20 protein-coding genes are annotated in these 22,152 nt (G+C 63.4%); 13 read left to right on the forward strand and 7 right to left on the reverse strand.

Annotated elements, in window-relative coordinates; genetic code table 11:
- Window positions 1-40: 40 nt before the first annotated feature.
- Both EJ076_RS06815 and EJ076_RS06820 read left to right on the forward strand, forming a co-directional pair.
- Window positions 41-787, forward strand: coding sequence for an intradiol ring-cleavage dioxygenase (locus EJ076_RS06815; protein ID WP_126067365.1), 747 nt, complete (start codon window positions 41-43; stop codon window positions 785-787).
- Between the two features lie 217 nt (window positions 788-1,004).
- The gene (locus EJ076_RS06820; protein ID WP_109666695.1) at window positions 1,005-1,475 is read left to right on the forward strand and encodes a MarR family winged helix-turn-helix transcriptional regulator; all 471 of its coding nucleotides are present in this window, start codon (window positions 1,005-1,007) and stop codon (window positions 1,473-1,475) included.
- Window positions 1,476-1,499: 24 nt separating this feature from the next.
- Here the strand turns inward: EJ076_RS06820 and EJ076_RS06825 are convergent, their stop codons facing one another.
- Window positions 1,500-2,372 (reverse strand): AraC family transcriptional regulator, encoded by an 873-nt coding sequence (locus tag EJ076_RS06825; RefSeq protein WP_126067366.1) that lies wholly within the window; start codon window positions 2,370-2,372, stop codon window positions 1,500-1,502.
- Window positions 2,373-2,422: 50 nt separating this feature from the next.
- Between EJ076_RS06825 and EJ076_RS06830 the strand changes: the two genes are divergently transcribed.
- The 6 genes from EJ076_RS06830 to EJ076_RS06855 all read left to right on the forward strand — a co-directional run bounded on the left by EJ076_RS06830 (window position 2,423) and on the right by EJ076_RS06855 (window position 7,120).
- On the forward strand, window positions 2,423-2,830 hold the full coding sequence (locus EJ076_RS06830; protein WP_126067367.1) for a DUF2000 family protein: 408 nt from the start codon (window positions 2,423-2,425) through the stop codon (window positions 2,828-2,830).
- A 199-nt stretch (window positions 2,831-3,029) separates the two neighbouring features.
- On the forward strand, window positions 3,030-3,914 hold the full coding sequence (locus EJ076_RS06835; protein ID WP_164548558.1) for a DMT family transporter: 885 nt from the start codon (window positions 3,030-3,032) through the stop codon (window positions 3,912-3,914).
- A gap of 77 nt (window positions 3,915-3,991) precedes the next feature.
- Window positions 3,992-5,014, forward strand: a complete 1,023-nt coding sequence (locus EJ076_RS06840; RefSeq protein ID WP_109665662.1) for a LacI family DNA-binding transcriptional regulator — start codon at window positions 3,992-3,994, stop codon at window positions 5,012-5,014.
- On the forward strand, window positions 5,011-5,994 hold the full coding sequence (locus EJ076_RS06845) for a 2-hydroxyacid dehydrogenase (RefSeq protein WP_126067368.1): 984 nt from the start codon (window positions 5,011-5,013) through the stop codon (window positions 5,992-5,994). Before EJ076_RS06840 ends, EJ076_RS06845 begins: the two co-directional genes overlap by 4 nt.
- Before the next feature lie 15 nt (window positions 5,995-6,009).
- Window positions 6,010-6,597: a hypothetical protein gene (locus EJ076_RS06850; RefSeq protein WP_109665671.1), complete on the forward strand. Its 588-nt coding sequence runs from the start codon at window positions 6,010-6,012 to the stop codon at window positions 6,595-6,597.
- Window positions 6,598-6,715: 118 nt separating this feature from the next.
- Window positions 6,716-7,120 (forward strand): hypothetical protein, encoded by a 405-nt coding sequence (locus EJ076_RS06855; RefSeq protein ID WP_109666697.1) that lies wholly within the window; start codon window positions 6,716-6,718, stop codon window positions 7,118-7,120.
- On the opposite strand, the gene EJ076_RS06860 is transcribed toward EJ076_RS06855, so the two are convergent.
- Window positions 7,121-7,894, reverse strand: a complete 774-nt coding sequence (locus tag EJ076_RS06860; RefSeq protein ID WP_126067369.1) for a gamma-glutamyl-gamma-aminobutyrate hydrolase family protein — start codon at window positions 7,892-7,894, stop codon at window positions 7,121-7,123. It abuts the gene before it with no gap.
- Window positions 7,895-8,159: 265 nt separating this feature from the next.
- Between EJ076_RS06860 and EJ076_RS06865 the strand changes: the two genes are divergently transcribed.
- A complete protein-coding gene (locus EJ076_RS06865) occupies window positions 8,160-9,269 on the forward strand; it encodes a TRAP transporter substrate-binding protein (RefSeq protein WP_126067370.1) in 1,110 nt (369 codons plus the stop codon).
- A 119-nt stretch (window positions 9,270-9,388) separates the two neighbouring features.
- Here the strand turns inward: EJ076_RS06865 and EJ076_RS06870 are convergent, their stop codons facing one another.
- The 5 genes from EJ076_RS06870 to EJ076_RS06890 all read right to left on the reverse strand — a co-directional run bounded on the left by EJ076_RS06870 (window position 9,389) and on the right by EJ076_RS06890 (window position 14,633).
- Complete coding sequence (locus EJ076_RS06870) at window positions 9,389-9,763, reverse strand: VOC family protein (RefSeq protein ID WP_126067371.1); 375 nt, start codon at window positions 9,761-9,763, stop codon at window positions 9,389-9,391.
- Window positions 9,764-10,125: 362 nt separating this feature from the next.
- The gene (locus EJ076_RS06875; protein WP_164548825.1) at window positions 10,126-11,154 is read right to left on the reverse strand and encodes a zinc-dependent alcohol dehydrogenase family protein; all 1,029 of its coding nucleotides are present in this window, start codon (window positions 11,152-11,154) and stop codon (window positions 10,126-10,128) included.
- A 19-nt stretch (window positions 11,155-11,173) separates the two neighbouring features.
- Window positions 11,174-12,955 (reverse strand): TRAP transporter large permease subunit, encoded by a 1,782-nt coding sequence (locus EJ076_RS06880; RefSeq protein WP_109665686.1) that lies wholly within the window; start codon window positions 12,953-12,955, stop codon window positions 11,174-11,176.
- Entirely contained in the window at window positions 12,955-13,539 is a 585-nt protein-coding gene (locus EJ076_RS06885; protein WP_126067373.1) for a TRAP transporter small permease subunit, read from the reverse strand. The genes EJ076_RS06880 and EJ076_RS06885 overlap by 1 nt, the downstream gene beginning before the upstream one ends.
- 188 nt (window positions 13,540-13,727) lie before the next feature.
- Window positions 13,728-14,633 (reverse strand): branched-chain amino acid ABC transporter permease, encoded by a 906-nt coding sequence (locus tag EJ076_RS06890; protein WP_126067374.1) that lies wholly within the window; start codon window positions 14,631-14,633, stop codon window positions 13,728-13,730.
- A gap of 152 nt (window positions 14,634-14,785) precedes the next feature.
- Between EJ076_RS06890 and EJ076_RS06895 the strand changes: the two genes are divergently transcribed.
- The 4 genes from EJ076_RS06895 (at window position 14,786) to EJ076_RS06910 (ending at window position 22,100) form a co-directional block, all read left to right on the forward strand.
- Window positions 14,786-15,397 (forward strand): CGNR zinc finger domain-containing protein, encoded by a 612-nt coding sequence (locus EJ076_RS06895; protein ID WP_126067375.1) that lies wholly within the window; start codon window positions 14,786-14,788, stop codon window positions 15,395-15,397.
- The gene (locus EJ076_RS06900) at window positions 15,390-15,926 is read left to right on the forward strand and encodes a hypothetical protein (protein WP_126067376.1); all 537 of its coding nucleotides are present in this window, start codon (window positions 15,390-15,392) and stop codon (window positions 15,924-15,926) included. Before EJ076_RS06895 ends, EJ076_RS06900 begins: the two co-directional genes overlap by 8 nt.
- A 221-nt stretch (window positions 15,927-16,147) precedes the next feature.
- On the forward strand, window positions 16,148-19,642 hold the full coding sequence (locus EJ076_RS06905; protein ID WP_126067377.1) for an indolepyruvate ferredoxin oxidoreductase family protein: 3,495 nt from the start codon (window positions 16,148-16,150) through the stop codon (window positions 19,640-19,642).
- A 145-nt stretch (window positions 19,643-19,787) separates the two neighbouring features.
- Window positions 19,788-22,100 (forward strand): EAL domain-containing protein, encoded by a 2,313-nt coding sequence (locus tag EJ076_RS06910; RefSeq protein ID WP_109665708.1) that lies wholly within the window; start codon window positions 19,788-19,790, stop codon window positions 22,098-22,100.
- Window positions 22,101-22,152: the final 52 nt, after the last annotated feature.

The raw sequence follows: 22,152 nt of genomic DNA on the forward strand, positions 1-22,152 counted from the left end.
CCTAGATCAGGACGCGGGAGGCCAATTCGAGAGGCAAGATATGTCCGGAGAGCCATCCTCCTTCTCATTGAGCCGGCGCCAGGCGCTCGGTTTGATCGCGGTCACCCCCGGAGGTGGAGTGTTCCTGCCGGCCTCGGCAATGGCCGCCCAATCTTCGGCTACCCAGGCCTCGCTCTATGCCGGACTGGCCCTGTTCGAAACCGGCGCCGGTGTCTGCGCCATCACACCTGAGGTGACAGAAGGGCCGTTCTATTTCGACCCAAAACTCGAACGTGCCGATGTCACCGAAGGTAAGAAGGGTATTGCCCTTGACGTCCGGCTGCAGGTTGTCGACGCGGGCTGCCGCCCGCTTGCCGGCGCTCGTGTCGACATCTGGCATTGCGACGCGCAAGGTGCCTATTCCGGCTATCCGGGACAAGGTGACGGCCGCGACGTCGACACGTCGGGCCAGACCTTCCTGCGTGGCTGGCAGAAGACCGACGCGCGCGGCATCGTTTCCTTCGCGACCATCTATCCCGGCTGGTATCGCGGTCGCACCACCCATATCCATTTCAAGGTTTTCCCCGACGACAGGTCGGTGATGACCGGCCAGTTGTTTTTCCCCGACAGTCTCAGCGAGCAGATCTTCACCTCTGTCGCGCCCTACAATGACCGGCCCGGCAAGCGCGACACCTCGAACGCTGCAGACGGCATTGCCAGGCAGGCCGGCCCGCAGTCGCAGGCCGCACTGCGCGAGGTCGAGGATGCCTATCAGGCGCTGATGATCGTCGCGGTGAAGCCCGGCTGAGCGACGTTCCCTTCCCCACCCTGCTCCCGACGAAAACTCCGGCCGCGAAAACTCGTTTGTCATCTAACTGAAATAAACATCTGGCATTAGCCACGGCGGACACCACAATGCTTGCCGGCAAAGCTGTTTGAAGCTCCGGAAACTTTTTGATCGTCGATTGCCAACCGGCCGGCTGTCTCTATGCTGCCCGCACCGGTACGGCCGAAGAGGGATGACCATGGCCAAGGCGGACAAGACTGCGACAATGAGCCGGCTGCATTCGGCGGCAAGACTGGCAAGAACCGCGCTGGCGGCTCGGCTTCTGGCGCATGGCTTCTATGCCGGCCAGGACCAGATCATGTTGGCGCTCGACCGCGAGGATGGCCAGACGCCGGGCAATCTCGCCGGCCGCCTCGGCGTGCGCCCACCCACCATCACCAAGACCATCAACCGGTTGCAGGCCCAGGGTTTCCTGGAGAAGCGCGCCTCGTCGGCGGATGCTCGCCAGGCGCATATTTTCCTCACCGACACCGGTCGCGACATCATCCACGCCATCGAGAAATCGGTGAAGAAGACCGAGAAGCAGGCGCTGAAGGGCCTCGACAAGAAGGACCAGAAGGCGCTGTTCAAGCTGCTTGCCCGCATCGAGGCCAACCTCTCGAACGAGGAACTGGTGCTCATCGACGACGACGCCGAGTCGGACGACTGATCAGCCGATCGTCGCGGCAGGCGATCAGGCTGCCTTTGCGGTGGATCCATGGACCAGCGACGACCAGCGCCCCGGCGTCATGCCGAACGCCTTCTTGAATTGCCGGATAAAATGGCTCTGGTCGCTGAAGCCGGCTTCGATAGCGATCTGCGCCAGTGGCTCGCCGGCAGCGATCATCCGCCGCGCGCGCTGAAGCCGGCGCATCACCAGGAAGCGATGCGGGCTGGTTGAGAAAGCGGCGCGGAAATGCCGTGACAAGGCGTAGCGGTCGAGCCCGGTTATCGCTTCCAGTTCGCCGGAACGCACCGGCCGGGTCAGGTTTTCCGTGAGATAGTCGCGCGCCAGTGTCGCCGCCCGCCACGCTGTCCTGGTAATCGGCTTCGCCGGTTGGCCGGCATGCCGTGTCAGGCTTTGCATCAGTTGCGTCAGGAAGTCGTCGACGAACAACTCGTCGAGTTCCTGCTCGAGCGGTCCCAGCGCCGAAAGCAGCGTCGCGCAGAAGGCGGTGTCCGTCACCACGCCATCCCTGACAAAAGGCAGCGACGCGCCGCCAAGGCAGCCGAGCATCAGCGACGGCTCCAGGTAGAGCATTCGGTAGCGCAGGCCGTCCTCGGTCCCGGCGCCGCCGTCGTGCAGCTCGTCGGGATGCAGCACGATGATCTGGCCGGGCAGGCTGTGGCGCGTAGCACCGAGATAGCGAAACGTCTGCACCCCGTGCAGCGTCACCCCGATCGAATAGGTATCGTGGCGATGCAGGTCGAACGCGCTGCCATGGAAGCGCGCCTCGATCCGCTCCATGCCGGTGGGGTCGGGGGCGGAGATGATGCAGTTCTCCGCAGCATCAACGCACAAACGTCCAAGACCCCTGAAGGCCTGGCTGTCTAGATCGTGCGACATCGTCTCCTTCAGCCTCGCATTGGGGCACAAGCTCGAATGGCCAATGTCTCATGTTCGATACGAAATTTGCAATCGTGCTCAGGGAAGATCTGCCGGTCTGGCAGAAACTCAACGTCACGGCCTTTCTGACCAGCGGCATCGTGGCCCAGTTTCCGGACATCATCGGCGGGCCCTATCGCGACCGCGCCGGCAATCTCTACAACCCGCTGTCGATCCAGCCCGTCATCGTGCTGTCCGCCGACCAGGCAACGTTGGGCACCATCCACCGGCGCACGCTGGAGCGCGGCGCGACCACCTCGCTCTATGTCGAGGAGATGTTCGCGACCGGCTTTGATGCGGCCAACCGTGCCGTCTTCGCCGAATTCGCGCCTGAAGACGCCAAGGTGGTCGGTATTGCGATACGCGCCGAGAAGAAGCTAGTCGACAAGATCACCAAGGGCGCCCGCATGCACGCCTAGTTTTCCGAAGCATGGACCAAACCCGCCTGGGCTCTTGTTATGCCAGCCGGCTTTGGTGTGGCGGCAGGCGACAATTGGCTTGCCGGGAGCCGGCAATTCCCGCAAAGGTGGGCTTCAGCCCAGCTTCCCACCCGGCCTGCAAGTGAGTGCTCCCCAAAGACATCCAGAAAGCGCAACGCCCCCGGTGGCGATCCTGTGCATGCTTTCCACCTACGTCTTCTTCACCTTCCTCGACACCTCAAGCAAATACCTCGTCCTTGCCGGCGTTTCCGTGCTGATCGTTGCCTGGGTGCGCTTTGCCGTGCATGTGGTGCTGGTCGGCACGCTGCTGCGCGGCTGGCGCCAACCGGTGCGGTTCCGCCCGGTCAACCTGCCCGCACATGTCCTGCGCGGCCTGTTCCTGTTCGGCTCGACCATATTCAACGTCCTGGCGCTGCGCTCCCTGCAACTGGCCGAGACCACCTCGATCTATTTCTTCGGGCCGATGGTAATCACGGCGCTGGCCGGTCCGCTGCTTGGCGAGTGGGCAGGCTGGCGGCGCTGGCTGGCGATCCTGGCGGCCTTCGCCGGTGTCCTCATCATCACCCGGCCGGGCGTCGGCGTTTTCGGCATCGGGCATCTTTTCGCTCTCGGCTCGATGCTGTCGAACTGCTTCTACGTCATCATGACGCGCCGCATGTCGGCGACCGAGACATCGGAAAGCCTCATCCTGTTCTCGGCGCTGGCGCCGGCGCTGCTGCTGTTGCCCTTGCTGCCATTTTCGTTTTCGCTGCCGCATGACGGCTGGCACTGGTTCGTGCTGCTCATGCTCGGCGTGTTCGGCGGCGTCGGCCACTGGCTGCTGGTCCAGGCCTACAGGCTGGCGACAACCACGGCATTGGCGCCCTATCCCTATTCGCAGATGGTATGGATGATCATATCCGGCTGGATCGTCTTCAAGCAGTTTCCCGACCGCTGGACGCTGGTCGGCGCCGCCATCATCGTCGCCAGCGGCCTCTACATCGTCCATCGTGAGCACCGGCTTCGGCTGCAGAGCCGCGCGGCCTCCGATGTCGAGGCCGAAGCGCTGGCAAAAAAACTTTGATTTGCCCCCGATCGGTGGCATAACGCCGCCTTTAAACAGTTTAGGTCTGGAAATTCAGGTCCGGGGAGCGCAAGGCGCTGGCACAGAAAATCAAGCTTTCGACGATCGCGGATGCGCTCGGCGTGTCCACGGCCACGGTCTCGCTGGCGCTGCGCGACAGCCCTCTGGTTGCCGGGGCCACCCGCGACCGCATCAAGGAACATGCCCGCGCCATCGGCTATATCTACAACCGACGCGCCGCCAGCCTGCGCACCTCGCGTTCGGGCATTGTCGGCGTCGTCGTCCATGACATCATGAACCCGTTCTTCGCCGAGATACTGCGCTCGATCGAAAGCGAGCTCGACCGCAGCCGGCAGACCTTCATCCTGTCCAACCACTATGATCAGCTCGAAAAGCAGCGCACTTTCATCGACACGCTTTTGCAGCTTGGCGCCGACGGCGTCATCATGTCGCCGGCCATCGGCACACCAGCTTCCGACATCGTGATGGCCGAGGAGAACGGCCTGCCGGCGGTGTTGATCGCGCGCACCGTCGAGGGCGCCGACGTGCCGGTCTTTCGCGGCGACGATGCCTATGGCACCGGGCTTGCCACCAACCATCTGATCTCGCTCGGCCACAAGCGCATCGCCATGATCGGCGGCACCGACCAGACCTCGACCGGCCGCGACCGCTATCAGGGTTATGTCAACGCGATGGACGCGGCCGGACTGGAAGTCAGGCCGTCCTGGCGCATTGCCGGCCCGCGCACCAAGCAAGCCGGTTTCGAGGCCGCCGGACAGTTCCTGGCGCTGAAGGACAGACCGACCGCTGCCTGCTGCTGGAACGACCTTGTCGCCATCGGCCTGATGAACGGCATTGCCCGCGCCGGCCTGGTGCCGGGCGTCGATATCTCCGTTACCGGCTATGACGATCTTGAAGAGGCGGCGATTGCGACGCCGGCGCTGACCACCGTCTGGAACGGCCAGCGCGAGGTTGGCCGCCGCGCCGCCAGCGCGCTGCTCGACAAGCTCAACGGGCAGACGGTGCGACCCTCGCAGGAATTGATCAAGCCGGAACTGCATGTGCGTCAGTCGACCGGCAAGCCGGTGGAGCGTGCATGACCAAGGCCGAACAACTGCAGACCGTCACCATTCTGGTGCCGGGCGATTTCAACGACCACGCGGTCGACCGCATCAATCACACATTCAGGCGCGTCACAGTCGAACGCGCCGATCCGTCTCTGGTCACCGACGAGATGCGCAGCAATGTGCGTGGCATCGCTTCGTTCGCCGGCATCAACGCGGCGATGATGGATGCACTGCCCAATCTCGAACTCATCGCCTCGTTCGGCGTCGGCTATGATTCGGTCGATGTAGGCCATGCGGCCGCGAACAACATCATGGTCACCAACACGCCTGACGTGTTGACCGAGGAGGTCGCCGACACCGCCATCGGGCTGCTGATCAACACTGTCCGCGACCTGCCGCGCGCCGAAACCTGGCTGCGTGACGGCAGCTGGGTGCGCAAGGGCAACTATCCGCTGAGCCGGCTGACCTTGCGCGGGCGCAACGTCGGTATCTTTGGCATGGGTCGCATCGGGCAGGCCATCGCCCGGCGTCTGGAAGCCTTTGGCCTGCCGGTCGCCTACCACAACCGGCGCCATGTCGAAGGCCTTTCCTATCCGTACCACCCGACGCTGAAAGGGCTTGCCGAAGCCGTCGATACGCTGATTTCGGTGGCGCCGGGCGGCGCCTCGACGGAGAAGGCGGTCAACGCCGAAATCCTGTCGGCGCTCGGCGCCAACGGTATCTTCGTCAACATCGGCCGCGGCAGCACGGTCGATGAGGCAGCGCTTGCGGCAGCGCTCGCCAACGGCACCATCGCCGCTGCCGGCCTAGATGTCTTTGCCGACGAACCGAACGTGCCCAAGGCGCTGCTCGACGCGCCGAACACCTCGCTGTTGCCGCATGTCGGTTCGGCCTCGGACCATACACGCCGCGCCATGGCGGATCTGTGCGTCGACAATCTGGTGTCCTGGTTCACGGAGCGCCGGCCGCTGACGCCGGTACCGGAGACGGTGAGTGTGAAGGCTCGAGGCTAGCCAAAGGGCAATCCGATGGCTGTGAAGCTGCCCGAAAACTCCACCATCTCGGTCGCAACCAGTGGCCGGGAGCAGGTCGTTTCGATCCCCTACCCAAAACCGCCCGCCGCCACCTATATGGCAGGCGTATTCATGCTTTTCTGGCTTGGCGGCTGGGCTTTCGGAGAGATTTTCGCCGCCCACCAGATCATGACGATGCCGGTTGGAGGCGGAACGGCATTTCTCGTATTCTGGCTTTGTGCCTGGACGATCGGGGGCCTCTTTGCGGTGCTGACGGTTCGCCGCGTTTTCCAGAGATCCGTGCCTGAAATGATGAAGCTGGAGGTCGCTGGGCTCGTCTATGATCCGGGAGTACCGCCCTTCAAGATGCCTAGCTCCAGGTCCTTCCCTGTATGGCCCTCTCTATTGCCGAAACGAACCGAACTCAAAATCGACCGGACGCAGCTCAAATCGCTGAAACTACGCGAGGGCGATACGTGCAACCGCCTGACAGTCGACGCGGGTGCCCAGAGGGTCCAACTTGCCTCAGCCGCCACCGATGTCGAGCGGGAGTGGCTCTTCAAGCTCCTTTCAGATCGCTATTCGTTGGCAGTCCCGCAATAGTCCGACGGTTTCGTCCTCGACATCCGTTGATATCAGGAGTGGCGCCGCCATACTTATTAACGTCAGCTTAACCCTTTGGAATCATTCTCCATCCTGTCCGTGTGCGTGGATGAAGAAGATGAAAGCACTTTCCGCATTGATCGCTGTCACAGCGCTGTTTGGCGGCGTTCAGCTGTTTCATCTAGGCAGCGGGGAAAGCGTGGCCAACGAGGCCGCCCCGTCCAACAGCTACAGGCTGGTCGCCAATGGCGATGAGGCGGCCTGTGCGGTCAGCCGCGGGGCCGAAATTTCGGACGGGTTGTCGCTGCTCACCGTTGCTCCGAAATGCCGCCGGCTCTTGCCGGGCATAGAGCAGGCGAAGTTCTGGCGCGAGCAAAACGACGGCACGGTCGCCTTCAGCGCCAACGGCGTCGATCCGATAGTTACCTTCGCGGCTGCCGACGGCGACGGCTACGAATCCTATGCCCCGGCGCTGCCGCTGCTGTCGCTGGCGGCCACCGGTGATAAGAAATCCGGCGACTGATTATTCCGCTGCGGCCCGCGCGCCAGCCTTCGCTGCGGCGTGCAGCCGAACCGCATCGCCGAAGGCCCGGAATATTTTCACCGAGTTGCTGTCCGACTTGACCCAATATTCCGGATGCCACTGCACGCCGACGGCAAAGGCGCGGGAGTCGCGCACCGAAACCGCCTCGACCGTGCCGTCGCTGGCGACGGCCTCGATCTGCAGCTTCGAGCCGAGCCGGTCGATCGCCTGGCGGTGCAACGAATTGACCTTGATGTCGCCGGCACCGAACACGCCGGCCAGACAGCTGCCTGGCTTGATCGAAATGGTCTGGTGGATGGCGAAGCGTTCGTCCTGTTTGTCGCTCACCGGCGCGCGGTGGTCGAGCGAACCCTCGCGCTCCTGGATCTCGGTGCCCAGCGTGCCGCCGAGCGCCACGTTCAATTCCTGGATGCCGCGGCAGATGGCGAGCAGCGGCACGCCGCGTTCGATCGCCCGGCGAATCAGCGGCAGCGTCGTGGCGTCGCGCGCCGGGTCATAGGGGCCATTGGCTTCGCTGGCATCGCCGCCATAGAGCGATGGATGCACATTGGATTTCGAGCCGGTGACCATGACGCCGTCGACTGACGACAGAAGTTCGTCGAAGTCGAGCCGGTCGCCAAACGATGGCACCAGCAGCGGGAACACGCCGGCGCCGGTGATCGCCGCTTCCAGATATTGCTGCGGGGCGGCATGCCAAGTGTAGTTGTCGAACTGACGGACGTCGGTCGATATGGCGACGAGCGGCTGATGCATTTTGGCTCTGTGTTCCATCTGGGCAAGGGATGTCCTGCCTCTAAAATAGGCGATCCCTGGTTATTTTTCCATGCCAAGTTTCAGCGTGTCGCATGGGCCACGAAACGGCCTGTTAGACTATAGTTGCAGGGCAGCTGGGCTTCGCTGTCAAATCGGGCCGGCGTGCTGGACTCGACTTCTTGCCTGTGTATTGTCTCGAACGAACCGACACGGAAACCGAGGATTTCCCGTACGTCGGTCTGTTGATCCAAAAGGGAGGAACTTCATGGATCGTCGTTCATTCATTCGCAAGGCCGGTGTCACCGGCGTCGGTGCCGCAGCGGCGGCGGCCACGCTGGCGGCGCCCGCAATAGCCCAGTCCAATCCCAAGGTGACGTGGCGGCTGGCGTCGTCCTTCCCGAAGTCGCTCGACACCATCTACGGCGGCGCCGAGGTATTTTCCAAGATGCTGTCGGAAGCCACCGATGGCAATTTCCAGATACAGGTCTTCGCCGCCGGCGAGCTGGTGCCGGGCCTGCAGGCGGCCGACGCCACCACGGCCGGCACGGTCGAGGCCTGCCACACGGTGGCATATTATTACTGGGGCAAGGACCCGACATGGGCGCTCGGTGCGGCCGTTCCCTTCTCGCTCAACGCGCGCGGCATGAATGCCTGGCACTACCATGGCGGCGGCATCGACCTGTTCAACGAGTTTCTCGCCACGCAGGGCCTTTTCGGCCTGCCGGGCGGCAACACCGGTGTGCAGATGGGCGGCTGGTTCCGCAAGGAGATCAACACGGTGGCTGACCTTTCCGGCCTCAAGATGCGTATCGGCGGCTTTGCCGGCAAGGTGGTGCAGAAGCTCGGCGTCGTGCCGCAGCAGATCGCTGGCGGCGATATCTATCCGGCGCTGGAAAAAGGCACCATCGACGCCGCCGAATGGGTCGGCCCCTATGACGACGAGAAGCTCGGCTTCTACAAGGTCGCGCCCTATTACTATTATCCCGGCTGGTGGGAAGGCGGCCCGACCGTCCACCTGATGTTCAACAAGGCGAAATACGACGAGCTTTCGCCGACGTACAAGTCGCTGCTGCGCACTGCCGCGCAGGCTGCCGACGCCAACATGCTGCAGAAATACGATTATTTGAACCCTGCGGCGGTGAAGCGGCTGGTGGCTGGTGGCGCGAAACTGCGGCCGTTCAGCCAGGAGATCATGGCCGCCTGCTTCGAAAAGGCCAACGAGGTCTACGCCGAAATGGAAGCCTCCAACGCCCCGTTCAAGAAGATCTGGGAATCGATCAAGGGCTTCCGCAAGGAGCATTATCTCTGGGCGCAGGTGGCCGAATACAATTACGACACCTTCATGATGGTGCAGCAGCGCAACGGCAAGCTCTAGAGCAATTCCAGGAAAAGTGCGCAGCGGTTTTCCGTCCGGAATTGCGTCAAACAAAGAGATAGAGCAGCCCATCGCCTTCATCCAAAGACCCCGGGCCTGCTCGCCTGGGGTCTTTCTTTTCAGGCCGGCGAGGAACTGACCTCGACCAGTATTCCGCCCGGCGCGTGGCAATAGAAGGTCGTCGAGCTGACGCCGCCGCGCGTCAGCTCTTGCACCTCGCCAGGCGCGAAGCCCGCATCGGCAAGCTCGGCCTGTTTTGCATGCACGATGTTCGGTTTGCCGACGAGGAAGCCGATGTGAAAGCCGCCGGGATAGCTGGCGGTCTCTCCCTTGCCCGGAATCATCAGGTTGAGGATGAAGCCATCGGTCCCGCGCAGCACGGCAAAAGCATCCTTGCCGCGCACAGCGAGAAGCTCGAAGCCGAAATGGCTGGTGAAGAAGCCGGCAAGAGCCGTGACTTCTGGCGTAACGAGATTGGCGTGGTTCAGTTTCATGGTCGTTGTCCTGTCGCGGGTTGAAATGCGGACAGGCTTGGCTGCAGACCGTGAACCGGCGGGCGTGGCATCAGGAAAGCCGGACATGACCCAACCGGCCCACGGGCTTTCGCCTCGCTTGCCGGCCGCGGGTTCTCCCGCAAATCATGCGGTGAACAGGCTTCCGCCAAGCATGATCCCGAAAAGTGGCGTCCGGTTTTTCACGGACAAACGGTTTCCGTTTGTCCAGAGATCATGCTCGAAAACAGAAACGGAAGAGACCGGACTACCGGACCGGTCATGTCTTTTTCGGCGCCCCCCAATAGCCGATCAATGGGTTGCCGGCAAGCATGCGCGCAAGGCCGGATGACGGCCCGGGCAGCTCAGTCTCGGCGCGGCACCACCAGCACCTTGACCTCGCCGGGCGCCGGTGGATTGGCGACTACTGCCGCCGCGTCTTCAAGCGGCACCTGCCTGGAGATCAACCTGTCGATCTCGATTGCACCCGATGCAATGAGTTCGGCGGCGCGGCGATGGGTGTAGGGATTGAGGAAGGAACCGAGCACTTTCAGTTCCCGGAACAGCAGGTCGAAGGGCTCGAATTCCGCTTTCATGCCTTGCGGCGTCACGCCGACGATGACGACCGTGCCACCGGCGCGGGCCAGCCGCATCGACTGCTCGACGGTCTCTCGCACGCCCGCGCATTCGAAGACGACGTCGACACCACCTGGCACCAGACCGGCCGGTCCGGCGATGGCCTTGACGACATCGGCGGCGGTCGGATCGACCGTCACTGTCGCGCCGAAATCCCTAGCAAGGGCGCGCCGCGAGGCTTGCCTGGTCGACAGGATGATGGTCGTGGCCCCGGCCAGTCTTGCCAGTTGCACGGTGAGCAGGCCGATCACGCCGCCGCCAAGCACGACCACCGAGCTGCCCGGTTTGAGCCCGGCAAGGTCCACGCCATGCAGGCAACAGCCGAGCGGCTCGCAGAAGGCACCATGTGTCGGCTTCAGATCGGCGGGAAGGACAAAAGCCTGCTTCTGCGGCAAGGCAAGATAGTCGGCAAAACCGCCATCACGATGGATGCCGATGGCGCGCAGATTGCTGCAGAGGTTGACCCGCCCGGCGTGACAATGCGCGCAACGCCCGCAGGCAATGTTGGGGTCGCCGGTGACGCGATCGCCGACGGCAAAGCCCGAGACGGATTTGCCGATCGCTTCGACGATGCCGGAAAACTCATGGCCGGGCGTCACCGGCGGCGTGCACGGGAATTCGCCGTGAAACAGATGCCGGTCCGTGCCACAGACACCGCAGGCTTCGATCCGCACCAGAAGCTCGTCCGGTCCGATGTCAGGCCTGGCGACGTCGCGCAGCGCGATGCTGCCCACCGCCTCAAGCCTCACCGCTTTCATCATCGTCGCCATGGCGGTCTCAGTTGAAGCTTGGTGGCTGCGACAGGTCCGGCTGTGGCGCTGCCGGCTTGGCCGGCGGCGCGTCGCCGAAACTCGGCGGTTGCGAAAGGTCAGGGGCTGCCGGCGCCGTGCCGCCACCAGCAGGTGCTGCACCATCCGCCGGCGGCGTACCGAGCGGCGACAGGCCGGGCACCTCCGGCACCTTGTAGTCGATGGTGCCCGGATCGACGGTCGTTCCCTTGTAGTGCATCACCATTTGCGGGAAGGTGATGGTCAGCCCGATCATGATCACCTGGATACAGACGAAGGGCACCGCGCCCCAATAGATCTGTCCGGTGGTGACCGGCGCGATCTGTTTGCCGGTGAGGCGGTCAAGATAGGGCACGCGGGCGGCCACCGAGCGCAGGTAGAAGAGCGCGAAGCCGAAGGGCGGGTGCATGAAGCTGGTCTGCATGTTGACGCCCAGAAGCACGCCGAACCAGATCAGGTCGATGCCGAGCTTGTCGGCGGCCGGCGCCAGCAGCGGTACGATGATGAAGGCGAGCTCGAAGAAGTCGAGGAAGAAGGCGAGGAAGAAGACGAGAATGTTAACGCCGATGAGGAAGCCGACTTCGCCGCCCGGCAGCGAGGTCAAGAGGTGTTCGACCCAGATGTGGCCGTTGACGCCGTAGAAGGTCAGCGAGAACACCCGCGCGCCGATCAGGATGAACAGCACGAAGGACGACAGCCGCGTCGTCGAGGTCAGTGCCTGTTTGACCACGTCCAGCGACAGCCGGCCCTTTGCCGCCGCCATGATCAGGGCGCCGACAGAGCCCATGGCGCCGCCCTCCGTCGGGGTGGCGATGCCAAGGAAGATGGTGCCCAGCACCAGGAAGATCAGCGCCAGCGGCGGGATCAGCACGATGATCACCTGCTGGGCCAGCCTGGACATCATGTTGAAGTTCAGGCCCTTGTCGGCGATCGCCACGATGTAGATGAAGAGCACCCCGGCAGTGGCGCCGAGAATGTCGGCATTGTCGCCATGTGCCGGCGCGAGATAGCGATAAGCCGCGTAGGAAATCGCGACCGTGACCGCCAATGCCACCAGTAGGGACATCACGCCATGGCCGAGCGTGCGCGCCTCCAGCGGCAGCGCCGGCACCATTTTTGGCCGGAAGATCGAAACGATCAGGATGTAGAGCGCGTAGAGGCCGGTCAGGACGAGACCGGGGATCAGCGCGCCGGCATACATGTCGCCGACCGAGCGGCCGAGCTGGTCGGCGAGCACGATCAGCACCAGCGAGGGCGGGATGATCTGGGCAAGCGTGCCCGACGCGGCAATGACCCCGGATGCCAGCCGGCGGTCATAACCATAGCGCAGCATGATCGGCAGCGAGATCAGGCCCATGGCGATGACGGAAGCCGCCACCACGCCGGTGGTTGCCGCCAACAGCGCCCCGACGAAGATCACCGCGTAGGCGAGGCCGCCGCGGATCGGACCGAACAGCTGGCCGATCGTGTCGAGCAGGTCTTCGGCCATGCCCGATCGTTCGAGCACGATGCCCATGAAGGTGAAGAACGGAATGGCCAGCAGCGTGTCGTTCGACATCACCCGGCTGCCGTAGAAATTATCCGGCAATGCGTGCAGGAGCGGCCAGGCGAGGTTGATCGACCCACCGGAATAGGGCGACAGGAGCACGCCGATGAAAAAGAACATCAAGCCGTTGGCTGCCAGCGAAAAGGCGACGGGATAGCCGATCAGCAGGAAGATGATCAGCGAGGCGAACATGATGGGCGCCATGTTCTGGGCGATGAACTCCATCACGAGCGCACCTCGTCGGCCAGCGCCTTGGCTTCGAGCTCGGCCTGCTCATGTGCCGATATGAAGGGATTGGGGTCGTCCATGTCGCCGCGCATGATGGCGATCTTCTTGATGATCTCGGAGATGCCCTGCAGCGCGAGCAGGAAAAAGCCGACGAGCAGGATTGCCTTGGCCGGCCAGATGATCAGCCCGCCGGAATTGTTGGACATCTCGCCGCTGCGAAACGACAGCGATACATAGGGAACGAAATAGACCACCATCAGCGTCACGAACGGCATCAGGAAGAAGACATGGCCGAAGAGGTCGATCCAGTGCTGCACGCGGCGTGGGAACAGGCCGTAGACGATGTCGATGCGGATATGTTCGTTCTGCTTCAGCGTATAGGCGGCGGCCAGCATGAAGGCGGCGCCGAACAGATACCACTGCAGCTCGAGCCAGGCGTTCGAGGATATGTCGAAGACCTTGCGGATGATGGCGTTGGCGGCGCTCACCAGGATCGCCAGCAGGATCAGCCACGATACCCATTTGCCGATGAATTCGTTGGCGCGATCAATGGTCCTGGATAGAGCGAGCAGCCCTGCCATGCATTCCTCCCTTGTACCGGAGGCGTGCCGGCTTCCCCCTTCTTGTCCGTCACGCCGCGTGGTCCAACGGTATGCCGCGCGTGGACTGACGGGTCAACAAGGATGGAAGCAACAAAACACCATCAAATGGATGCGAGCGCCGGCTGTGGGACGGTTGCCGCGACGTCATGCAACCAAAGTCTGATGGCTCAGGCGATCTTGCCGGTGTCGCGGCCGGCGCCGATCAGTACCAGCGTGGCGACCAGGAACAGATACATCCACGCATCGCGCCATTCGACCGGGAAATAGCCGGCCCACAGCGATTCGGCCATGCCGAAGGCGGCCGCGCCCAGCGCCGCCCTTTGCGGCGACAGATAGCCGCCGACCGCCGTCACGAACAGGATCTTCAATCCGTACACGAGGCCCGAACCGAAGCTGACATTGCCGTAATAGAGGCCGGCCATGACACCGGCCAGCGCGGCGCAGAAACCGCCGAATAGCACCGCATGCCGGAACACCGCGCGCACGTCGACGCCGCACATCGCCGCCGCCTTGGGATCGTCGGAGACGGCGCGCCAGCGCCGGCCGAAGCTTGAGCGGGCAAACGCCCAACTGGCCAGCGCGATTGCCGCCAGCGCCACCGCGCAATCGATGAGCTGGATGAGCGTGAGCGTTGCCTTAAAGGTCGCGCCCTGCGCGAAAACGATGGGCTGCGCCAGCATCGGCGGCAGCCACAGATCATGCGTATCGGCGGCGATGCGGCTCGCCTCCGACAACAACAGCAATATGCCGAGCGTCGTCACCACGATCGCGTTGGGTGTACGGTCGGCCAACGGTTCGAAGACGCTGCGCGACAGCACGTGGCTGATCAGCGCGGCATAGAGGAAAGCCGCGACGACGCCGAGCGCCACCGCCGCGAGCAGCGTGAGCCATAGCACCTGATAGCCGAAGGCAGCGGTCAGGATCATCGTCTGGCCGCAAAAGGCGAACAGCGCGCCATAGGCGAGGTTGGTGCGGTGCAGGATGCCGTTGGTCAGCACATAGCCGAAGGCGAGCAACGCGTAGAGCGCGCCCGAATGCAGCCCGTTCAGCACCTGCTGGAAGAAGTAGAGCATGCGAAACCCTCGGAGCATGTCGCCCAAAAGTGCAAAGCGGTTTTGGTACAACGACACGCTCAAGACAAAGGCTGCGGAGTCCGCGCCCGGCAGAGAACCTGCATTGCTGAATCTAACTTGTCAAATGCGATTTATCGGTTAGATTTCTGGGCATGACGGTATCCTGGACCCCGCACCGCTTCACCGGCGGCCTGCTTGCGCTCGACACGGCGAACACCGTCGTGCTGCGCGGCGATCCGGAGCGGACCTTCGACCGTTTCGATGATCCGTCCGAGATTGCCCGCTTCGCCGATGCGGCGAGCCGCTTTCGGGCCGCCGAGCTTGGCGACAGGCCGCTGGCTGCACCGTCACCGGAGACGATCGCACCCGTCGTGCTGTCGATCCGCGAGGCGACGGACCGGCTGTTTCGCGGTGCCGTGTCGACGGGCGCGGTTGTCACCACCGATCTGCCGGGGTTCCTGAGAGCCTGCGCCGAGGGTCTGGCCGGCAGCCGGACCGAGATCGGTGCGCCGGGAAGGCCGTTCGGTGATCCCCTGACGCCGATCGCCTTCGAGGCGGCGTTGGCGGTTTCCGCGCTGTCGTTGCTGCGCGACGACACCGTCGCAAGGCTCAGGATCTGTCCAAACTGCACCTGGCTGTTTGTCGACAGAAGCCGCAATTCCAGCCGCCTTTGGTGCGACATGGCGGTGTGCGGTAACCGCCAGAAGGCAAGTCGTCACTATCGTCGCCGCCGCATGGCGGCCAATGAGGTCAAGAATGCCTAAGGGTCTTTCCCGTTCGATCGTTGTCGGCGCGGCACTCATTGCCGCCGTGGCGCTCGGCGCCTGCCGCGATACCGGCAACGCCGAAGGCAAGCTGTTCGAGATTTCCGGCAAGATATTCGTCTTCAACTACCGCCTCGCCAGGGCGACCTATGTGGTGACGCTGCGGCCGCTGCAGCCGATGGGAGAGGGCCAGGTCGCGATCGCCAGCTTCCAGGATCCCGCCGGTGGCGCGCCTCTGGTGGTCGAGCAAAAGGTGTGGCCAAAGCTCGACAAGGTGACGCTGGAGAGCCCGGCGCTGACCTGCGTCGTCAAGAACAAGCCCTATGCGATTGCCATCAGCATCAAGGATGCCGACGGTGCGGTTCTGCAGAAGATCGACACCACGCTGATGTCGACGGAAGACCAGTCGGTCCTGCCCGACCGGCCACTGGTCATCGACCAGCTCTATACCGCCAATCCCGATCTCGTCGGCCATCCCGACGGCAAGCTGCCGGGCGAACCGAAGCCGGATTGCTCGAAGGGCAGCTGACGCATCGCTGCCGGCCCTGGCTGCAGCTGAAATTTTCGTGCGCCGGGAAACATCCGCTGGTCGGTTTCGTGCGGGATTCGAGATGGCCACGGACTGTTCGTTGCGCGTTGCCTGGTACCTGCGATTTTGTTTGACCTGCCTTGCAAGGGGAGAAAGGATGCGTCATCCGACCCCGACGTTGGCTGCCTGCCCCCGCGCGGCCTCCGCAGAGGAAATTCCTGATGACGCTGCATGACGTCGCGCTCGACGACAAGTTCGACCTTGGAAAGGAGCGCATCTTCCTGTCCGGCGCGCAGGCGGTCATCCGCATGCTACTGATGCAGCGCGAGCGTGATCGCCGCGCCGGCCTGAACACGGCCGGCTTCGTCTCCGGCTATCGCGGTTCGCCGCTCGGCGGCCTCGACATGCAGCTGTGGAAGGCGAAGAAGCAGCTCGCTCAGGCCGACATCGTCTTCCAGCCCGGGCTCAACGAGGAGCTTGCCGCCACCGCTTGCTGGGGATCGCAGCAGACCGAATTGCTGGGCGAGGGCACCCATGACGGTGTCTTTTCGGTCTGGTACGGCAAGGGGCCGGGTGTCGATCGCTCCGGCGATGTGTTCCGCCATGCCAATCTCGCCGGCTCGTCCAGACATGGCGGTGTGCTCGCCCTGATGGGCGATGACCATATGGCCGAATCCTCGACCAATGCGCATGCCACCGAATTCCTGTTCGTCGACACGATGGTGCCGATCCTCAACCCGGCAGGCGTCCAGGAGATTATCGACTACGGGCTCTACGGCTTTGCCATGTCGCGCTTTGCCGGCACCTGGGCGGCGATCAAATGCGTCAAGGACAACATCGAATCGACGGCCTCGGTCGATGCCTCGCTCGAGCGGCTGAACATCGTCGTGCCTGAGTTCGATATGCCGCCCGGCGGTCTCAACATCCGCCACGAGATCGACATGCTCGGCCAGGAGGAGCGGCTGCATGAGCACAAGCGCGCCGCGGCCTCGGCGTTCATCCATGCCAACGGGCTGAACCGCATCGTCTATTCGGGCGGCCGCAACCCGAAAATCGGCATCATCACGCTGGGCAAGAGCTATCTCGATGTCCGCCAGGCGTTGGAGGACATCGGCATCGACGAGGCGGCCGCCAACCGCATCGGTGTGCGGCTGTTCAAGGTCGGCTGCCCCTGGCCGCTCGATCTGCATCACATCGCTGATTTTGCCCGCGGCCTCGACACCATCGTCGTCGTCGAGGAAAAGCGCTCGCTGATCGAGGTGCAGCTGCGCGAAAGCCTTTACGGCACCGCAACGCAGCCGGTCATTGTCGGCAAGAAGGATGAGCGCGGCGACTGGCTGTTCCCGGCCAAGGGTGCGCTCGACCCCAACGAGATCGCCATCGCGCTTGGCGAGAGGATCGTCAAAACCATCGGTCCGTCCGAAGAGATCTCGGCGCGGGTGGCAAAGCTGCGCCAGTTCCAGGCAATGCTGGCCGACGCCACCGACATCGGCTCGCGCACGCCGTTCTTCTGTTCCGGTTGCCCGCACAATTCGTCCACCAAGGTGCCGGACGGCTCGATCGCCGCGGCCGGCATTGGTTGCCATTTCATGGCGCTGTGGATGGACCGCAACACCGTCGGGTTCACGGCCATGGGCGGCGAGGGCGCGCAGTGGGTCGGCCAGGCGCCGTTCTCGAAGCGTGGCCACATCTTCCAGAATCTCGGCGACGGCACCTACAACCATTCCGGCACGCTGGCGATCCGCTTCGCGCTGTCGACCGACGCCAACATCACCTACAAGATTCTCTACAACGACGCCGTCGCCATGACCGGCGGCCAGCCGCACGAAGGCGGCCTGACCGTCGACATGATCGCCCGGCAGGTACGCGCGGAGGGCGTCGACCGCATCGCCATCGTCACCGATGAGCCGGACAAATATGCCGGGAAGGCTGAATTCCCGGCCGGTGCCAGCATTCATCACCGCGACGACCTGGATCTCGTCCAGCGCCAGCTGCGCGACGTCCAGGGCGTTTCCGTGCTGCTCTATGACCAGACCTGCGCCGCCGAAAAGCGCCGCCGCCGCAAGCGCGGCACATTCCCTGATCCCGACAAGCGCGTCTTCATCAACGAGCTGGTCTGCGAAGGCTGCGGCGATTGCGGCGTGCAGTCGAACTGCGTCTCGATCCAGCCGGTCGAAACCGAATTCGGCCGCAAGCGCAAGATCGACCAGTCGAGCTGCAACAAGGATTTCTCCTGCGTCAACGGCTTCTGCCCGTCCTTCGTCACCGTGCACGGCGCCAAGATCCGCAAGGCCGAGGGCCTGGCCGGCAAGGCCGATCCGCTGGAAGGCGTGCCGGTGCCGGCCGAATTCCCGCTTGGCGAGCAGGGCTGGGCAGCGATCATCGACGGCGTCGGCGGCACCGGCGTCGTCACCGTCGGTGCGGTGCTCGGCATGGCGGCGCATCTCGAGGACAAGGGCTGCGGCATGATCGACATGGCCGGCCTCGCACAGAAGGGCGGTTCGGTGTTCACCCATGTCCGCATCGCCCGCACCCCGGACGACATCCATGCCATCCGCGTCTCGGCCGGCAGGGCCGATCTCGTGCTTGGCTGCGACCTCGTCGTCTCGGGCGCCAAGAAGGTGCTGACCGCGGTGCGTGAGGGCCACACCATCTTTGTCGCCAACACCGCCGAGATCATGCCCGGCGAGTTCGCCCGTTCGGCGGATTTTTCGTTGCCGATAGAGCGGCTGAAGAAGGCGATCCGTGCAGCCGCGGGCGACGACAAGGCGCATTTCTTCGACGCCACCCGCACCGCCACAGCACTTTTCGGCAATTCGCTCGGCGCCAACATGTTCATGCTCGGCTTTGCCTTCCAGCATGGCGGCCTGCCGCTGTCGGCCGAGGCCGTCGAGAAGGCGATCGAGCTCAATGGCGAAGCCGTGGCGATGAACATCGCCGCCTTCCGCTGGGGCCGCCGCGCCGCCCATCAGCCGGATTTCGTGCACGGCCTCGTCGCCCAGCCGGGTCCAACCGTCGCTGGCAAGACCGGCCAGGCTACCGATGTCGCCGAGACGCTGGACGATATCATTGCCCGCCGGGTCGCTTTCCTGACCGCCTATCAGAATGCCGCCTATGGCAGGCGTTATGCCGAGAAACTGGCCGTTTTGCGCGCCGCCGAAACGAAGGCCGTGCCTGGTTCGACCGTGGTGTCGGAAGCTGCCGCCAGGAACCTGTTCAAGCTGATGGCGATCAAGGACGAATACGAGGTGGCGCGTCTTTACACGGACGGCTCTTTCGCCGCTGAACTGGGAAAACAGTTCCAGAGCTACGAAAAGCTCGAATTCCATCTCGCGCCGCCGATCATGGGCCGCCGCGGCAATGACGGCAGCCCTAGGAAATCGAGCTTCGGGCCCTGGATGATGAAGGGTTTTCGCCTGCTGGCGGCGATGAAGGGCCTGCGCGGCACCGCCTTCGACCTGTTCGGCTACACCGCCGAGCGGCGCATGGAGCGGCAGCTTCTTGCTCGGTACGAGGCGGATCTGGAACTCATCGCCGGATCGCTGGCCCCGGCCAGGGTCGATGCGGCGGTTGCGCTGGCATCGGTGCCAGCTCTCATTCGCGGCTATGGCCACGTCCGCCAAGCCAGCGCGGAAAAGGCCGCCGGCGAGCGCCAAAGACTGCTCGAACGCCTGTCGGGCACGCCTGCGCGGCCGAAACTTCAAGCCGCCGAATGATCGATACGCCTTGTTTACCTGAACGACAGTTTCCTCACTTTCCGTTGCGTCACCCGGCTTGACGGCGGGGGCGTGAGGGCCTCTCTAAATCTTTCTTAAGGCGGATGTGACACTGCTTGGGTCCCCAAGGGTTGGGATTCAGGCGTTGAATCTGAGAAAAAAGAACGAGATCCCGGTCGACGTCTACATTCCGTTCGTGGAAACCCTGTTTCGCGACGGGCTGACGCTTTCGATCGGATTCTTTGCCCAAACGCTGCTGGTAGTGCTGGTTTACTGGAAAACCAGGGATCCGGCCTATCTCGCGGTCACCCTCGGATTGCTGACCGTCGCCTTCCTTCGTCTTCGCAACATCAGGAAATATCGTCACGCTCCGTCGCCTCAAAATTGGGAAGAGGCGCGTCGCCGCGAGAACGACTACATACTGTACGGCTCGATGCATGGCTTCATGCTTGGTGCCTTTTGCTTTGTCGGCATCTACCTTGCCTATGACTCATTCGCGGAGATAGCTGCCGTCTGCGTGACGCTTGCCTCCGCCACGTCTATCGCTGGCCGCAACTATGGTTCGCCCAGGATGGTCGTGATCTTCATCATGACCATGACCTGGCCGATCTCGCTGGGCTTCATCCTGCGTGGCGATCCTTATCACTTCATTCTCGGCCTGCTTTCGGCGCCATTTCTTTTTGCCATCAAGCGCTTCGCCGATCTGGTCCGCGAGGTGCTTTTCGCTGCCCTGTCCGAGGAAAAGAAGGCCAATCGCATCGCCCAGCGCTTCAACCGGGCGCTCAACACCATGTCGCATGGGCTTGTCATGCTTGGCCCTGACGGCCGCGTCGCGGTGGCCAATGCCGAGGCCGCGCATCTGATGTCGCTGAAGTCGCCGGACGCGCTGCTCGGGCGGTCGATCCATGGTCTTTTGATGCGTGGCGTCGCCGGCGGCATGCTGGCGCCCAAGGATTGCCGCTATATCGAAGCTCAGCTGACCCGCGCCCTGCGCGAGGGCCGCGACCGCAAGGTGCTGGTTTCCCTCGCCAACGGCCAGCACTACGAATTCTCGGCTCGCGAAGGCAGCCAGGAGCTGGGTGTCATCACCTTCGAGGACGTCACCGCCCGTGTCGAGGCGGAAGACAAGATCCGCTTCATGGCACGCTACGACAATCTCACCGGCCTGCCCAACCGCGCCTATTTCCACGAACTTATCGGCGAGGCCATGGTATCAGGCGATCGCGACCGTCTCTGCGGCCTTGCGGTGCTTGACCTCGACGATTTCAAGAGCGTCAACGACACGCTTGGCCATCCGATCGGCGACGGCTTGATCTACGCCGTTGCCGAGCGGCTTGCCGCCATTGCCGGGCAAGGCATCACGGTCAGCCGTTTCGGCGGCGACGAGTTCATGATCTTCTTCGACCGCGTCGAGGACGAGAGCCATCTGACCAGCCAGCTCGACGAGATTTTCGCCGAACTGCAGGGGGAGGTGGACGTCGCCGGTCACGGGCTGCGCATCCAGGCCAGCGGCGGCGCGGTGCTGTCGCGGGTCAAGGACACCGATGTCGACGCCATGATCGTCAAGGCGGACCTGGCGCTCTACAAGGCCAAGGAGCTCGGCAAGAACAGCTGGCGGCTGTTCGAAGCCTCGATGGATGCCGCCTTCCGCAACCGTCAGCTGATGAAGGCGGATCTGCGCAGCGCGGTGGAAAGCAAGGGCTTGCGGGTGGTCTATCAGCCGATCGTGGCGATGAGCACCATGCGTATCGCCAGCTGCGAGGCGCTGTGCCGGTGGGACCATCCCGATCTCGGACCGGTCTCGCCCAGCATCTTCATTCCATTGGCCGAGGAAATGGGCATCATTTCCGAGATCAGCACCTTCGTGCTGCAGGCAGCCTGCGCCGAATGCGCCAAATGGCCGGACCAGACCAGCGTCTCGGTCAATCTTTCCGCCAAGGATTTCCGCAACCGCGACGTCATCCAGAAGGTTCGCGATGCGTTGGCCAGCACCGGCCTCGCGGCCGGCCGGCTCGAGATCGAGGTCACCGAAACGGCGCTGCTCGACGACAAGTCGCTGACGCGCCAGTACATCGAGGAGCTGAAGCAGATTGGCGTGCGCATCGCGCTCGACGATTTCGGCACCGGCTATTCGAGCCTGAGCTACCTGCACAAGCTGCCGCTCGACAAGATCAAGATCGACCGCTCGTTCCTGATGGACGTCACCCAGAATCCCCGTTCGCTCGAGCTGCTCAAGGGCATCGTCAACCTATCGCGGCCGCTGGGGCTTTCGGTGACCGTCGAAGGCGTCGAGACCTTCGAGCAGCTCAAGATTCTGGCGCTGCAGGTCAAGCCCGACCTTGTCCAGGGGTTCCTTTTCGGTTCGGCGCTCAGCGCCTCCGGCATCGAGACCATGTCGACCACGGTCTGGCCCTTCGCCAAGGACATCAACACAGCCAAGAGGGCGGCGCGCCGCTGATCTATTGACAGAGAAGTGATGCTTTTTCGTAAAATTTTACGAATTGTTAACG

This window comes from Mesorhizobium sp. M7D.F.Ca.US.005.01.1.1, from assembly GCF_003952545.1.
Lineage (GTDB): Bacteria > Pseudomonadota > Alphaproteobacteria > Rhizobiales > Rhizobiaceae > Mesorhizobium > Mesorhizobium loti.

Bases quoted from the DNA above. Each gene is read 5' to 3' on its own strand.
- EJ076_RS06815 (WP_126067365.1), top strand. From the start codon at position 41: ATGTCCGGAGAGCCATCCTCCTTCTCATTGAGCCGGCGCCAGGCGCTC.
- EJ076_RS06820 (WP_109666695.1), top strand. From the start codon at position 1,005: ATGGCCAAGGCGGACAAGACTGCGACAATGAGCCGGCTGCATTCGGCG.
- EJ076_RS06825 (WP_126067366.1), bottom strand. From the start codon at position 2,372: ATGTCGCACGATCTAGACAGCCAGGCCTTCAGGGGTCTTGGACGTTTG.
- EJ076_RS06830 (WP_126067367.1), top strand. From the start codon at position 2,423: ATGTTCGATACGAAATTTGCAATCGTGCTCAGGGAAGATCTGCCGGTC.
- EJ076_RS06835 (WP_164548558.1), top strand. From the start codon at position 3,030: ATGCTTTCCACCTACGTCTTCTTCACCTTCCTCGACACCTCAAGCAAA.
- EJ076_RS06845 (WP_126067368.1), top strand. From the start codon at position 5,011: ATGACCAAGGCCGAACAACTGCAGACCGTCACCATTCTGGTGCCGGGC.
- EJ076_RS06850 (WP_109665671.1), top strand. From the start codon at position 6,010: ATGGCTGTGAAGCTGCCCGAAAACTCCACCATCTCGGTCGCAACCAGT.
- EJ076_RS06855 (WP_109666697.1), top strand. From the start codon at position 6,716: ATGAAAGCACTTTCCGCATTGATCGCTGTCACAGCGCTGTTTGGCGGC.
- EJ076_RS06860 (WP_126067369.1), bottom strand. From the start codon at position 7,894: ATGCATCAGCCGCTCGTCGCCATATCGACCGACGTCCGTCAGTTCGAC.
- EJ076_RS06865 (WP_126067370.1), top strand. From the start codon at position 8,160: ATGGATCGTCGTTCATTCATTCGCAAGGCCGGTGTCACCGGCGTCGGT.
- EJ076_RS06870 (WP_126067371.1), bottom strand. From the start codon at position 9,763: ATGAAACTGAACCACGCCAATCTCGTTACGCCAGAAGTCACGGCTCTT.
- EJ076_RS06875 (WP_164548825.1), bottom strand. From the start codon at position 11,154: ATGAAAGCGGTGAGGCTTGAGGCGGTGGGCAGCATCGCGCTGCGCGAC.
- EJ076_RS06880 (WP_109665686.1), bottom strand. From the start codon at position 12,955: ATGGAGTTCATCGCCCAGAACATGGCGCCCATCATGTTCGCCTCGCTG.
- EJ076_RS06885 (WP_126067373.1), bottom strand. From the start codon at position 13,539: ATGGCAGGGCTGCTCGCTCTATCCAGGACCATTGATCGCGCCAACGAA.
- EJ076_RS06890 (WP_126067374.1), bottom strand. From the start codon at position 14,633: ATGCTCTACTTCTTCCAGCAGGTGCTGAACGGGCTGCATTCGGGCGCG.
- EJ076_RS06895 (WP_126067375.1), top strand. From the start codon at position 14,786: ATGACGGTATCCTGGACCCCGCACCGCTTCACCGGCGGCCTGCTTGCG.
- EJ076_RS06900 (WP_126067376.1), top strand. From the start codon at position 15,390: ATGCCTAAGGGTCTTTCCCGTTCGATCGTTGTCGGCGCGGCACTCATT.
- EJ076_RS06905 (WP_126067377.1), top strand. From the start codon at position 16,148: ATGACGCTGCATGACGTCGCGCTCGACGACAAGTTCGACCTTGGAAAG.